Genomic DNA, 13,475 nt, shown 5'->3' with positions numbered 1-13,475 from the left:
TCGTTATCGTCACGTCCCTACAAATCTGGAGAGTTTTTTCCCTCTTCGATGAACTCGGCGTCCAGCTCTTCGGCATTGCCCGCGTGATCGCGGCCGGAGAAGAGGTTCCAGCAGGCGATAAACAGCGCGGCGATGAGCGGCCCAATCACAAAGCCGTTAATGCCGTACAGCTCCATGCCGCCGAGGGTGGAGATCAGAATCAGGTAGTCCGGCATTTTGGTGTCTTTCCCCACCAGCAGCGGGCGCAGGATATTGTCCACCAGCCCGACAATAATCACGAAGAAGCCAACAATAAACAGCCCCTGCCAGAGCTGGTGCGTGGCGAACAGGTAAATGGCGGCTGGCACCCAGACAATCGCCGAGCCGACGGCGGGGACCAGCGAGAGAAACGCCATCAGCGCGCCCCAGAGCACGCTGCCGTCGATGCCCACGATGGCAAACGCGATCCCGCCGAGCGTGCCCTGAACGACGGCCACCACCGCCGTCCCTTTCACCGTCGCCCGGGAGACGCCGACGAACTTGGCGAACAGGTGCTGTTTAACAAAATCAGACAGCGGCAGGGAGTCGAGGATCTGGCGTACCAGATACGGTCCATCCTTCAGCAGGAAGAACAGCAGGTAAAGCATGATGCCGAAGCTAATCGCAAAGCCAAACGTGCCTTTGCCGATCAGGAACGCGCTGCCTGCCAGATACTGCCCGCCCTGCAGCGCAACGTCGGATAGTTTTTTCTGGATCTGCGCCGCGTTGGTCAGGTTGTGATCCGCCAGGAAGCCGCTGGCCCAGTCCGGCAAGTGGTTGAAGATGCTCGCCACTACCTCCGGGAATTGGGTGTTGTTCTCCTGAAGCTTCGTGTAAACCACGTTCAGCTCGATGGCGAGCGAGGAGAGGATCACCATCAGCGGGATAAAGACGATCAGGCAGATAATGCCAATCGTCAGCAGCGAGGCCAGCCCGTTGCGATCCCCCAGCGCGGCGCGCAATTTGTTTTTTACCGGGTTGAAAATGACGGTCAGAATAGCGGCCCACAGTATCGCGGAGAAGTAGGGCGACAGCACGTCGAAGAAGGCCCAAGTCACAAGGGCGAGAATGAAAATAAAGAAACCTTTGGTCAGTCCGTTAAAGCGCATCAGTCAGTCCTGGTTACTAAGAAACTGTGACGACTATAGAACCGATTGCGAGAATTACCAACCTGGCGGCCAGTTCAGCAATATCGCAGTATGAATTTGCGCTTCTCGGATAGCACTTTCTACTGACCGAAGATCGCACGTTCCCGCACCATGCTGTTAGTATCTGCTTGCGGAGGTGCTTATGGCCTGGCGTCCCATTCTTTATGTGATCCTCACAACCCACCCCAGACTCAGCGCGCGGCGCGCCCGTTTACGTCTGGTCATCTAGCTTTTTATTAACAATCGCGGTATAACACCTTCTTTGGATGTTTAGATGTCCATACGTATAGAAGGTAATATGCAAACACAACAAGAAAATGGACAGCTTAAGCGCACCATGAAAACACGCCACCTGATTATGCTCTCGCTGGGCGGCGTGATTGGGACAGGGTTATTCTTTAATACCGGATACATCATTTCCACCACCGGTGCGGCGGGCACGCTGCTGGCGTACCTGATCGGCGCGCTGGTGGTCTGGCTGGTGATGCAGTGTCTGGGTGAACTCTCCGTGGCGATGCCGGAAACCGGCGCGTTCCACGTCTACGCCGCCCGCTATCTCGGCCCGGCGACGGGCTATACCGTGGCGTGGCTCTACTGGCTCACCTGGACGGTGGCGCTCGGCTCGAGCTTTACCGCCGCCGGGTTTTGCATGCAGTACTGGTTCCCGCAGGTGCCCGTCTGGGCGTGGTGCGTGGTCTTTTGCGTGGTGATATTCGGCCTTAACGTCATCTCCACGCGCTTCTTTGCCGAAGGGGAATTCTGGTTCTCGCTGGTGAAGGTCATCACCATCATCGCCTTTATCATCCTCGGCGGGGCGGCGGTCTTTGGTTTCATCCCGATGCAGGACGGTTCACCCGCGCCGGGCTTAAGCAACCTCACCGCCGAGGGCTGGTTCCCGCACGGCGGCCTGCCGATCCTGATGACCATGGTGGCGGTGAATTTTGCCTTCTCCGGGACCGAGCTTATCGGCATCGCGGCGGGTGAAACGGAAAATCCGCACAAGGTCATTCCGGTTGCGATCCGCACCACCATCGCGCGGCTGATCATCTTCTTTATCGGCACCGTGTTTGTGCTGGCGGCGCTGATCCCGATGCAGCAGGCGGGCGTGGAAAAAAGCCCGTTCGTGCTGGTGTTTGAAAAGGTCGGTATTCCCTACGCGGCGGATATTTTTAACTTCGTGATCCTGACGGCGATCCTCTCGGCGGCGAACTCCGGGCTGTACGCCTCCGGGCGCATGCTGTGGTCGCTCTCGAATGAGAAAACGCTCCCGCGCTGCTTTGCTCGCGTGAACAAAAACGGCGTGCCGCTGACGGCGCTCTCGGTTTCCATGCTCGGCGGCGTGCTGGCGCTGTTCTCAAGCGTGGTGGCCCCGGACACGGTGTTCGTCGCACTCTCGGCCATTTCTGGCTTTGCGGTGGTGGCGGTGTGGATCAGCATCTGCGCGTCGCACTTCGTTTTCCGTCGCCGTCATCTGCAGTCCGGCCAACCGCTCTCTGCGCTGCAGTACCGTGCGCCGTGGTATCCGCTGGTGCCGGTGCTCGGTTTTATCCTCTGCGTGGTGGCCTGCGTCGGCCTGTGGTTTGACCCCAGCCAGCGCATTGCCCTTTATTGCGGGCTTCCGTTCGTCGCCCTGTGTTATGGTGCCTACTACCTGACCCGAAATATGACATCGCAGGAGCCTGAACATGTCGCAGAATAATCCGCTTACTGCCATCCTTGAAAAACAGCCGTTTGTAGTGCTGGATGGCGCAATGGCAACGGAGCTGGAAGCGCGCGGCTGTAACCTTGCTGACAGCCTCTGGTCGGCCAAAGTGCTGGTGGAAAACCCGGATCTTATCCGTGAAGTGCATCTTGATTACTACCGCGCGGGCGCGCAGGTGGCGATCACCGCCAGCTACCAGGCCACGCCTGCGGGCTTTGCGGCACGCGGTCTGGATGAGGCGCAGTCCCGCGCGCTGATTGGCAAAAGCGTGGAGCTGGCGCGTAAGGCGCGCGAAGCGTACCTGGCCGAAAACCCGCACGCGGGCACGCTGCTGGTAGCGGGCTCCGTTGGGCCGTACGGCGCGTATCTGGCAGATGGCTCAGAGTATCGCGGCGACTATGTGCGCAGTGCCGAAGAATTCACAGAATTCCACCGCCCGCGCGTGGAAGCGCTGCTGGACGCGGGTGCAGACCTGCTGGCCTGCGAAACGCTGCCGTCGTTCACGGAAATAAAGGCGCTGGCCGCGTTGCTGACGGCGTATCCCCGCGCACGGGCGTGGTTCTCCTTCACCCTGCGCGACAGCGAGCACCTGAGCGACGGCACGCCGCTGCGGGAGGTGGTTTCTTCTCTGGAGGACTATCCGCAGGTCGTCGCGCTGGGCATCAACTGTATCGCGCTGGAAAACACCACGGCGGCGCTGAAGCAGTTGCATAGCCTGACGCCGCTGCCGCTGGTGGTCTACCCGAACTCGGGCGAGCATTATGATGCGGTAACCAAAACCTGGCACCACCACGGCAAAGCGTGCGAGACGCTGGCGGGGTATCTGCCGCAGTGGCTGGCGGCGGGAGCGAAGTTAATCGGCGGATGCTGTCGCACCACGCCGAAGGATATTGCAGAGCTGAACGCGCAGCGCTGAGTTTGTGCCGGGTAAGGCGCAGGCGCCACCCGGCACAAACCAACCGCACAAAATCAACTATCCTTTCCCGCTTTTTTTCTAAAAACGAATCGTCATTAGCGATTCTTTTTTATTCCTTTATCAAAATTCCCGCGCCGGAAATACTGCCCTCATAACAACAGGGGAGCAGGCACTATGGCAATTTCATCGCGAATCACACTTCTCGGCGCGCTGGCGCTGTGGGCATTTCAGGCGCAGGCGGTGGACGTTACCGTCGCGTATCAAACCTCGGCTGAGCCGGCGAAGGTTGCGCAGGCGGACAATACCTTTGCGAAGGAGAGCGGCGCGAAAGTCGACTGGCGCAAGTTCGACAGCGGTGCGTCCGTCGTGCGTGCGTTAGCTTCCGGCGACGTGCAGATTGGCAATATCGGCTCCAGCCCGCTGGCGGTCGCGGCCAGCCAGCAGGTACCGATTGAGGTGTTCCTCCTCGCCTCGCAGCTTGGTAATTCCGAAGCGCTGGTGGTGAAGAAAAACATCACCAAACCGGAAGACCTGATCGGCAAACGCATCGCCGTGCCGTTTATCTCCACCACCCACTACAGCCTGCTGGCGGCGCTCAAACACTGGGGCATCAAGCCGGGGCAGGTGCAAATCATCAATCTTCAGCCGCCGGCGATTATCGCCGCCTGGCAGCGCGGGGATATTGACGGGGCCTACGTGTGGGCACCGGCAGTAAACGAGCTGGAAAAAGACGGCACCGTGCTGACCGACTCCGAAAAAGTGGGCCAGTGGGGCGCGCCAACCCTCGACGTGTGGGTGGTGCGTAAAGACTTCGCCGAGAAACATCCTGAGGTAGTCAAAGCCTTCGCGAAAAGCGCGATTGACGCCCAGCAGCCGTACATCAGCAACCCGGATGAGTGGCTGAAGCAGCCCGCCAATCTGAAAAAACTCTCCCGCCTGAGCGGCGTGCCGGAAGCGGACGTGCCGGGGCTGGTGAAGGGCAATACCTATCTGACCCCCGCGCAGCAGGTGCAGCAGCTAAACGGGCCGGTGAGCAAAGCGATTGTAGATACCGCAACCTTCCTGAAAGAGCAGGGCAAAGTGCCTGCGGTCGCGGCGGATTACAGTCAGTACGTCACCGACCGCTTTGTGAAATAAGGAGTCCGCCATGCTGAACATTACGAACCTGTATGCCGATTACGGTGGTAAACCCGCGCTGGAGGACATCAACCTGACGCTGGGCAGCGGTGAACTACTGGTGGTGCTCGGCCCGTCCGGCTGCGGAAAAACCACGCTGCTGAATCTGATCGCCGGGTTTGTACCGTATCAGCACGGCACCATTCAGCTGGAAGGCAAAAAGGTGGATGGCCCTGGCGCCGAGCGCGGCGTGGTCTTTCAGAACGAAGGATTGCTTCCGTGGCGCAACGTGCAGGAGAACGTAGCGTTTGGGCTACAGCTTGCGGGTGTGAACCGTGAACAGCGGCTGGCAACCGCGCGGGCGATGCTGAAAAAAGTGGGGCTGGAAGGGGCGGAAAAACGCTTTATCTGGCAGCTTTCCGGCGGCCAGCGACAGCGTGTCGGGATCGCCCGCGCGCTGGCGGCGAATCCGCAGCTGTTGCTGCTGGACGAGCCGTTCGGGGCGCTGGACGCCTTTACCCGCGAGCAGATGCAAACCCTGCTGCTGCGCCTGTGGCATGAGACGGGCAAGCAGGTGCTGTTAATTACCCACGATATCGAAGAGGCGGTGTTTATGGCGACCGAGCTGGTGCTGCTCTCGCCGGGGCCGGGGCGCGTGCTGGAGCGGCTGCCGCTTGAATTTGCCCGTCGCTACGTCGCGGGAGAGCCGGTGCGCAGCATCAAATCCGAACCGCGGTTTATTGAGCAGCGTGAATACGTCTTAAGCCGCGTGTTCGAACAGCGGGAGGCGTTCTCATGAGCATCGTCTTCAGTGAAAAAACGCGCCGCACGCGTCTGGCGCTGCGCTGGCCTTTCTCACGTCAAATTACTCTGAGCGTCGGTACGCTGCTGGTGCTGCTGGCTGCGTGGTGGGCGGTTGCGGCCCAGCAGTGGGTCAGCCCGCTGTTTCTGCCGCCGCCGGGACAGGTGCTGGCGAAACTCATCTCCATCGCCGGGCCGCAGGGCTTTATGGACGCTACGCTCTGGCAGCATCTCGGCGCAAGCCTGACGCGCATTCTGGTGGCGCTGCTGGCGGCGGTGGTTATCGGTATCCCGGTCGGGATCGCGATGGGCCTAAGCCCGACGGTGCGCGGCATCCTTGACCCGCTGATTGAGCTTTACCGCCCGGTGCCGCCGCTGGCCTATTTGCCGCTGATGGTGATCTGGTTCGGTATCGGCGAAACGTCGAAAATTCTGCTGATTTATCTGGCGATTTTCGCGCCGGTTGCCATGTCGGCGCTGGCGGGCGTGAAGAGTGCCCAGCAGGTGCGCATTCGTGCGGCGCAGTCGCTGGGGGCCAGCCGTACACAAGTGCTGCTGTTCGTGATTCTACCCGGCGCGCTGCCGGAGATTTTAACCGGGCTGCGCATTGGCCTCGGCGTGGGCTGGTCCACGCTGGTGGCGGCAGAGCTGATCGCCGCCACGCGAGGATTAGGGTTTATGGTTCAGTCGGCGGGAGAGTTCCTGGCGACTGACGTGGTGCTGGCAGGGATCGCGGTGATTGCCGCGATCGCCTTCGGGTTAGAACTGGGGCTGCGCGCGCTACAGCGCCGCCTGACGCCCTGGCATGGAGAAATACAATGAGTGAACGACTGACCATCACCCCGCTGGGGCCGTATATTGGCGCGCAGGTGTCGGGCCTGGATGTGTCCCGCCCGCTGAGCGATAACCAGTTTGAGCAGCTGTACCACGCGGTGCTGCGCCATCAGGTGGTGTTCCTGCGCGAGCAGGCGATCACCCCGCAGCAGCAGCGCGCGCTGGCGTTGCGTTTTGGCGACCTGCATATTCACCCGGTCTATCCGCATGCGGAAGGGGTGGAGGAGATTATCGTTCTGGATACCCACAACGATAACCCGCCGGACAACGACAACTGGCACACGGACGTCACCTTTATCGAGACGCCGCCCGCCGGGGCGATTCTGGCAGCAAAATTACTGCCAGAGACCGGCGGCGATACGCTGTGGGTGAGCGGGATTGCGGCGTTTGAGGCGCTCTCTGCGCCGTTCCGGACGCTGCTGAGCGGCCTGCGGGCGGAGCACGATTTCAAAAAATCGTTCCCGGAATATAAGTACCGTAAAAGCGAAGAGGAGCATCAGCGCTGGCTGGAAGCGGTGGCGAAGCATCCGCCGCTGCTGCACCCGGTGGTGCGCACCCATCCGGTCACGGGCAAGCAGGCGCTGTTCGTGAACGAAGGATTCACGACGCGCATTGTGGACGTGACGGAAAAAGAGAGCGACGCGCTGTTAGGTTTCCTGTTCGCACATATCACTAAACCGGAGTTTCAGGTGCGCTGGCGCTGGCAGGAGAACGACCTGGCGATCTGGGATAACCGCGTGACGCAGCACTACGCCAACGCGGACTATCTGCCGCAGCGAAGGATTATGCAGCGGGCGACGATTTTGGGCGATAAGCCGTTTTACCGCCCCTGATCCTGTAGTACCCGTAGGCCGGGTAAGCGCAGCGCCACCCGGCGAAAACGGTGCACAATTGCCGGCCAATTAAAGGTGCGCCTCAATATACCGCTGATAGCGGTTCGCCTTCAGGTAGCACAAATCCACCAGCACCAGACCGTCTACGCAATTGTTGAACGCCGGGTCGCTGCCAAAATCAATAAACTGCACGCCGCCGGGCTCGCAAAGTTCGGAATACTGTTTATACAGCGGCGGTATGCCGCAGCCCAGATTGCCGAGCAGGGATTTCAGCTTCGTCAGATCGTCCACGTAATCCACGCCGCCAAACTGTGCCAGCACGTCCGGTAAGGATGCCGGATACGGCTGACGTGACGCGGCTAGCGGATGCGTCGCCGGGAACCACAGGCGGTAAAAGGCGACCAGCAGATCCCGTGCCGCAGGCGGTAAGCCGCCGGAGATGGAGACGGGGCCAAACAGGTAGCGATAATGTGGGTAACGCGCCAGGTAAGCCCCGATGCCGGACCATAAATAGTCCAGACCGCGACGCCCCCAGTAGCGCGGCTGAATAAAGCTGCGCCCGAGCTCAATGCCGTGCTCAAGCACGTCCTGCATTTTGTCGTCGTAGTGGAACAGGCTGTAGCTGTACAGACCTTCAACGCCGCGTTTTTCGATCTGCATGGCCGTCGGCATAAAGCGATACGCGCCGACGATCTCCAGATCCTCTTCATCCCAGAGGATCAGGTGCAGATAATCGTCATCGTAGCTGTCGGTGTCCCGGCGTTTACCGCTCCCTTCCTCCACCGCGCGAAACGCAATCTCGCGCAGGCGGCCCAGCTCGCGCAGAAGAGGTGCCTCTTCCTGCTCGTTGCGCTGCCACAGGTAGATGGTTTTACCGTCGCTGGTTTTACCCAGACACTCCGCCTGCGCCAGCTCGCGTTTCAGGGTGGCCCGCTCTTCCGGACGAGCAATGGCGCACTGGGTTTTGAAGACGCCAGGCAATCCCTTGCCAAGACGTATCACGTGCTGACGGCACTGCTCGGCCATCTCACGTGACGAAAGAGTGGCGCTATGCCAGTGATGCCAGGCGATTTGCTGGCCGATTTTAATCGGCAGCTGGCTGTGGCGGCGGCGGAACATCTGCTGCATTAGCAGCAGCATCGACAAGGTCGGCGACACCAGCGTGCTGGCATAAAAGAGCAGGCTGTTATGCGCCTGAATATGCACCGGCAGCAGCGGGGCGCGCAGCTTGCTGGCGAGTTTGATAAAGCCGGAGTGCCATTTTTTATCGCGAATGCCTTTGCGCGTGGGGCGTGAAACTTCACCCGCCGGGAAGAAGATCAGCACGCCCGCGTTTTGCAGATGCTGCTCCATCTGAACCAGAGACGATTTCGCCGTCCTGCCGCCCATATTGTCCACCGGAATAAACAGCGAACTAAGAGGCTCAAGGTGGGTCAGCATCCGGTTGGTCACGACTTTAACGTCGCGCCGCACGCGGGAGACGGCGTACATCAGCGCCAGCCCGTCCAGCGTGCCTGTCGGGTGGTTGGCAATAATAACCAGTGGGCCATGTTCGGGGATTTGTTCGAGATCGCGGGCGGAAACGGTGCAGAGAATATCAAGGTGCTCCAGAACTTGCTCCACCATATCCAGTCCTTTCAGGTGGCGGTGAGCGGCGGCAAACTGCTGGAATTCTTCTTCGTAAAACAGCCTTTTTAACAGACTTTTTTGCCAGGGTGCAGGCCTCGCCTGAGGCCAAAGATCGTCGAGAACGCTATCGAGGCTAAACATGATTACTCCTCCTGCCGTCTTGCGAAGACAGTAGAAGGAGCAGATGTCGGTTGTATTGCAGTTTGGTGAAGATTAGCGGAGGATTTTTTTCTCGGCCAGATCCAGCGCGAAGTAGCTGAAGATCAGATCCGCGCCCGCGCGTTTGATCGCGCCCAGGCTTTCGAGGATCACTTTCTCTTCGTCGATTGCACCGGCCAGCGCGGCGAATTTGATCATCGCGTATTCACCGCTCACCTGGTATGCCCCCAGCGGCAGTTCGGTGCGCTCGCGAATGTCGCGCAGAATATCGAGATAGGCGCCAGCCGGTTTCACCATCAGGCAGTCTGCGCCCTGGGCTTCATCAAGCAGGGATTCACGAATCGCTTCCCGGCGGTTCAGCGGGTTCATCTGGTAGGTCTTACGATCGCCCTTCAGCGCCGTACCCGCTGCTTCACGGAACGGACCGTAGAAGGAGGAGGCAAACTTGGTGGAGTAGGACATGATGGCGGTGTCGGTAAAGCCTGCCGCATCCAGCGCCTGACGGATAGCCTGAACCTGTCCGTCCATCGCCGCAGAGGGCGCGATGAAGTCCGCACCCGCAGCGGCAGCCACGACCGCCTGCTTGCCGAGGTTCAGCAGGGTGGCATCGTTGTCCACGCCGTGATCGCACAGCACGCCGCAGTGCCCGTGGGAGGTGTATTCGCAGAAGCAGGTGTCGGACATGACCACCATTTCTGGCACGGTATCTTTGCAGATGCGGGACATGCGGGCCACGAGGCCATCCTCTTTCCATGCATCGCTGCCGGTGGCGTCGGTATGGTGGGAGATGCCGAAGGTCATCACCGAGCGGATCCCCGCGTTGGCAATGCGTTCAATCTCACGCGCCAGATGTTTTTCCGGAATGCGCATCACGCCCGGCATCGCTTCGATGGCTTTGTAGTCATCAATCTCTTCTTCAACAAAAATCGGCAACACCAGATCGTTTAAGGTCAGTGTTGTCTCTTCAAACATGGCGCGCAGTGCGGGTGACTTACGCAGGCGGCGGGGACGTGCAATTAAATCGGTCATGGTATGCCTGATGTTTGTGGAACAAAGAGGGCTAGTGTACCTCAAAGTGGCGACGGGTGTTTTACTAAAGTGGGCATTTTGCTTTTGCGAAATGCAGCAGATGAGTTTGCCAGTTAACAATAATATATAATGCAGGTCAGTATAACGCTGAGAGAAGAATGAGACATTTGTGTTATTTCTATATAGAAATGAATGTATCATTAAAAATGATTTATTATTTTTTATGATATTTCCCTGATTGCTTTGCCCGTGCATTAACATTTTGTTTTTATAGTATTTATTTTATGACGCCCTATGCTTTGTGGTATGAGTCTGTTTTTTGTCTGAATGCGGACTTACTGGAAACATTCATTGAACCTTTTCGAAATGAAACTGCATAATTCCCTCCGCAATTAAACATTGCTAATTGATTTACGGACAAACATGCTTACGTCCCTGAGGAGGGATGACCCAATGCAAACATGGAAAAAGAAACTGGTTGTATCTCAACTTGCATTAGCTTGTACGCTGGCTATCGCTTCTCAGGCTAATGCGAAAGATATTTCCGGTACGACATATAATACTTTTGGATATGATAATACCGCATCTACGCCGTGGTATTATGGCTACGCAGATTGGGATTACTCGGATGCCACCCATGATGGTGACATTTATCCGGTCATCAATAAATCAACCGTAAACGGTGTTATTTCGACTTACTATCTGGATGATGGGGTCAATGGCCGTGCAAACGCGTTGAGTATTTCTAACAGCACCATTAACGGCATGATCACGTCAGAGTGTATGACCACGACGTGTGCAGATGGCGTGGATACTGACGGCACCAGTCATACCCAGTACGATCGATTTAGCCTGACCGTTGATAACTCCACCATCAACGATGCCTACGAGCATTACGCGTATGATGTCGTCAATGGCGAGAATACTGAAACGCATTATCTGGACACCTATGGTCTGGGTAACGCAATTACCCTGGACGTTGAATCTGATATCGTGATTCAGAACAACTCCCACGTCGCGGGTATCACGCTGACGCAGGGTTATCAGGAACTGGATAACACACCATACGACGGCGTTGAAGGCGTTGCTAACAGCAGCAATGTCTTTACCGATACGCTGGTGGTGAAAGACTCCGTGCTGACCTCTGGTGCGTACAGCGATCTGGGCACCAACGGGTTCTACGGTCAAACGGCGAAGCCGAGCGACTACGGTGAAACCAACGCCTCGGCTGCGGATGATGCGGCGCTGATCGTTGCGGCCGGCGCGTCTGATAACGCCATGCAGACCACCGCTACCTTCGATCACTCTACCGTAACGGGTGACATTCTTTTCTCCAGCACCTTTGATAACAACTTCTACGAGAATGGCGATCCGGCAACGGATACCACTGAAGATGGTGTCTATAACCCAACCACCAACGGCTGGGACGGTACCGATACACTGGATGTTACGCTGACCAACGGCAGCAAGTGGGTCGGTGCAGCGCAGTCCAGCGTTGAAGCTATCGGCACTGCGCAGATGTATGGCCAGGGCTACAGCAACGTTGACTGGCACGCTCTGCCCCCGAACAGCATCTGGCCTGATTCTACCTTCGACAGCAACGGTCACGTTGCCGGTGAAGAGGTGTACCAAAGCGGCCTGTTCAATGTGGCGCTGGATAACGGTTCCGAGTGGGATACCCGCAAGGTCTCCAACATTGATGCGCTGACGGTGAACAACCAGTCTCAGGTCAATGTTGAAAACTCCGGCCTGCTGGCGGATTCAATCACCCTGACCAATGCTTCAACCATGAATATTGGCGACAGCGGAGCCGTGGCAACCGACAGCCTGTATCTGGACAGCTATAGCCGTGCGGCACTGACTGAAGAGACAGCAGAGCTGTATGCCAACACCATTACCGTAGACAACGGTGCCGAGCTGGCGCTGGGTCTGGGTCAGGTTGATACGCACAATATGGTACTGACCGATGGCGGCGTGCTCAACGTTGCCAGCCGCGATTATGTGCTGAACAGTGATCTGAACAACGCACGCTATATCACCAACGATCGCTACAACGCGGAGTATGACTACGGTGTTGTCGCGCTGAACTCCGACGGCCATCTGGCGGTGAACGGTGACGTTGCCGGTAACTACAAGGTGCGCATCGACGATGCAACCGGCGCTGGTTCAGTTGCCGACTACAAAAACAAAGAGATCATTCGCGTCTACGACAATAACGCAGATACCGCAGCCAGCTTTACTGCTGCAAACAAAGCTGATTTAGGTGCTTACACCTATCAGGCGCAGCAGGAGGGTGACACCGTTGTTCTCCAGCAGAAAGAGCTGACTGACTACGCCAACATGGCGCTGAGCATTCCTTCTGCCAACACCAATATCTGGAATCTCCAGCAGGATACCGTGGGTACGCGTCTGACCAACAGCCGTCATGGCCTGGCAGACAACGGCGGAGCGTGGGTGAGCTATTTCGGCGGCAATTTTGACGCGGATAACGGCACCGTCAGCTACGATCAGGACGTAAGCGGCATTATGGTCGGTCTGGACACGCAGATTGACGGTAATAATGCGAAGTGGATCGTCGGTGGTGCAGCTGGTTTTGCGAAAGGCGATATCAGCGATCGTACGGGTCAGGTCGATCAGGACAGCCAGACGGCGATGATCTACGCGTCTGCGACGTTTGCGAACAACGTCTTCCTCGACAGCTCACTGAACTACACCCGCTTTAACAATGACCTCTCTGCAACCATGAGCAACGGTCAGTATGTTGACGGTGACACCACCTCTGACGCTGTTGGCTTCGGGATGAAGCTGGGCTATGACTGGAAACCAAACCTCTCAGGCTATATCACCCCTTATGCGGCGATTTCCGGTCTGTTCCAGTCAGGCGACGACTACCAGCTGAGCAACGACATGCGTATCGATGGTCAGTCTTACGACAGCATGCGTTATGAACTTGGCCTGGATGCGGGTTATACCTTCAACTACGGCGGCGAACAGGCGCTGACCCCGTACTTCAAGCTGGCTTACGTCTATGACGATGCTGACAATAATGCTGATATCAACTCTGACAGCATTGATAACGGCGTCGAAGGCTCTGCGGTTCGCGTTGGGCTGGGCACCCAGTTCAGCTTCACCAAAAACTTCAGTGCTTACACCGATGCGACTTATCTGGGCGGCGGTGACGTTGACCAGAACTGGGGAGCAAACCTGGGTGTGAAATATACCTGGTAAATAGAAAGCGCGGGGGATATTTTCCCCCGCTTTTTTATATGGTTTAAAAATAATAAAGAACC

The 13,475-nt window shown here is 57.6% G+C and carries 10 protein-coding genes; 7 read left to right on the top strand and 3 right to left on the bottom strand.

The genetic code is table 11. From position 1 onward, the window contains the following. Positions 1 to 17 precede the first annotated feature (17 nt). Positions 18 to 1,127, bottom strand: coding sequence for an AI-2E family transporter (locus tag IM314_RS11150; RefSeq protein WP_028012104.1), 1,110 nt, complete (start codon positions 1,125 to 1,127; stop codon positions 18 to 20). Positions 1,128 to 1,464: 337 nt separating this feature from the next. Here IM314_RS11150 and mmuP point away from each other — a divergent pair, with 337 nt between their 5' ends. The 6 genes from mmuP (at position 1,465) to tauD (ending at position 7,368) form a co-directional block, all read left to right on the top strand. Continuing rightward, positions 1,465 to 2,865: an S-methylmethionine permease gene (gene mmuP / locus IM314_RS11145; RefSeq protein ID WP_041911121.1), complete on the top strand. Its 1,401-nt coding sequence runs from the start codon at positions 1,465 to 1,467 to the stop codon at positions 2,863 to 2,865. Continuing rightward, entirely contained in the window at positions 2,852 to 3,784 is a 933-nt protein-coding gene (mmuM, locus tag IM314_RS11140) for a homocysteine S-methyltransferase (RefSeq protein WP_193358856.1), read from the top strand. The genes mmuP and mmuM overlap by 14 nt, the downstream gene beginning before the upstream one ends. A gap of 174 nt (positions 3,785 to 3,958) precedes the next feature. After that, positions 3,959 to 4,921: a taurine ABC transporter substrate-binding protein gene (gene tauA / locus IM314_RS11135; RefSeq protein ID WP_060571912.1), complete on the top strand. Its 963-nt coding sequence runs from the start codon at positions 3,959 to 3,961 to the stop codon at positions 4,919 to 4,921. Positions 4,922 to 4,931: 10 nt separating this feature from the next. Further along, positions 4,932 to 5,699 (top strand): taurine ABC transporter ATP-binding subunit, encoded by a 768-nt coding sequence (gene tauB / locus IM314_RS11130; protein ID WP_041911118.1) that lies wholly within the window; start codon positions 4,932 to 4,934, stop codon positions 5,697 to 5,699. Continuing rightward, a complete protein-coding gene (gene tauC / locus IM314_RS11125; protein ID WP_041911117.1) occupies positions 5,696 to 6,523 on the top strand; it encodes a taurine ABC transporter permease TauC in 828 nt (275 codons plus the stop codon). The genes tauB and tauC overlap by 4 nt, the downstream gene beginning before the upstream one ends. Further along, on the top strand, positions 6,520 to 7,368 hold the full coding sequence (gene tauD, locus IM314_RS11120; protein ID WP_028012110.1) for a taurine dioxygenase: 849 nt from the start codon (positions 6,520 to 6,522) through the stop codon (positions 7,366 to 7,368). Before tauC ends, tauD begins: the two co-directional genes overlap by 4 nt. 69 nt (positions 7,369 to 7,437) lie before the next feature. Here the strand turns inward: tauD and IM314_RS11115 are convergent, their stop codons facing one another. Together IM314_RS11115 and hemB are read right to left on the bottom strand one after the other, a co-directional pair. Beyond that, positions 7,438 to 9,138, bottom strand: coding sequence for a lysophospholipid acyltransferase family protein (locus IM314_RS11115; protein ID WP_047363920.1), 1,701 nt, complete (start codon positions 9,136 to 9,138; stop codon positions 7,438 to 7,440). A 72-nt stretch (positions 9,139 to 9,210) separates the two neighbouring features. Next, positions 9,211 to 10,185 (bottom strand): porphobilinogen synthase, encoded by a 975-nt coding sequence (gene hemB, locus IM314_RS11110; protein WP_028012112.1) that lies wholly within the window; start codon positions 10,183 to 10,185, stop codon positions 9,211 to 9,213. A gap of 453 nt (positions 10,186 to 10,638) precedes the next feature. Here hemB and IM314_RS11105 point away from each other — a divergent pair, with 453 nt between their 5' ends. Then, the gene (locus IM314_RS11105) at positions 10,639 to 13,413 is read left to right on the top strand and encodes an autotransporter outer membrane beta-barrel domain-containing protein (protein ID WP_193358857.1); all 2,775 of its coding nucleotides are present in this window, start codon (positions 10,639 to 10,641) and stop codon (positions 13,411 to 13,413) included. The last annotated feature ends 62 nt before the right edge of the window (positions 13,414 to 13,475 follow it).

Source organism: Enterobacter cloacae complex sp. P42RS (assembly GCF_014930595.1).
GTDB lineage: Bacteria > Pseudomonadota > Gammaproteobacteria > Enterobacterales > Enterobacteriaceae > Enterobacter > Enterobacter bugandensis.
This window is presented reverse-complemented; position numbering and strand designations above follow the sequence as displayed.

Coding starts and splice junctions, on each gene's coding strand:
- IM314_RS11150 (WP_028012104.1), bottom strand. CDS start 1,127: ATGCGCTTTAACGGACTGACCAAAGGTTTCTTTATTTTCATTCTCGCC.
- mmuP (WP_041911121.1), top strand. CDS start 1,465: ATGCAAACACAACAAGAAAATGGACAGCTTAAGCGCACCATGAAAACA.
- mmuM (WP_193358856.1), top strand. CDS start 2,852: ATGTCGCAGAATAATCCGCTTACTGCCATCCTTGAAAAACAGCCGTTT.
- tauA (WP_060571912.1), top strand. CDS start 3,959: ATGGCAATTTCATCGCGAATCACACTTCTCGGCGCGCTGGCGCTGTGG.
- tauB (WP_041911118.1), top strand. CDS start 4,932: ATGCTGAACATTACGAACCTGTATGCCGATTACGGTGGTAAACCCGCG.
- tauC (WP_041911117.1), top strand. CDS start 5,696: ATGAGCATCGTCTTCAGTGAAAAAACGCGCCGCACGCGTCTGGCGCTG.
- tauD (WP_028012110.1), top strand. CDS start 6,520: ATGAGTGAACGACTGACCATCACCCCGCTGGGGCCGTATATTGGCGCG.
- IM314_RS11115 (WP_047363920.1), bottom strand. CDS start 9,138: ATGTTTAGCCTCGATAGCGTTCTCGACGATCTTTGGCCTCAGGCGAGG.
- hemB (WP_028012112.1), bottom strand. CDS start 10,185: ATGACCGATTTAATTGCACGTCCCCGCCGCCTGCGTAAGTCACCCGCA.
- IM314_RS11105 (WP_193358857.1), top strand. CDS start 10,639: ATGCAAACATGGAAAAAGAAACTGGTTGTATCTCAACTTGCATTAGCT.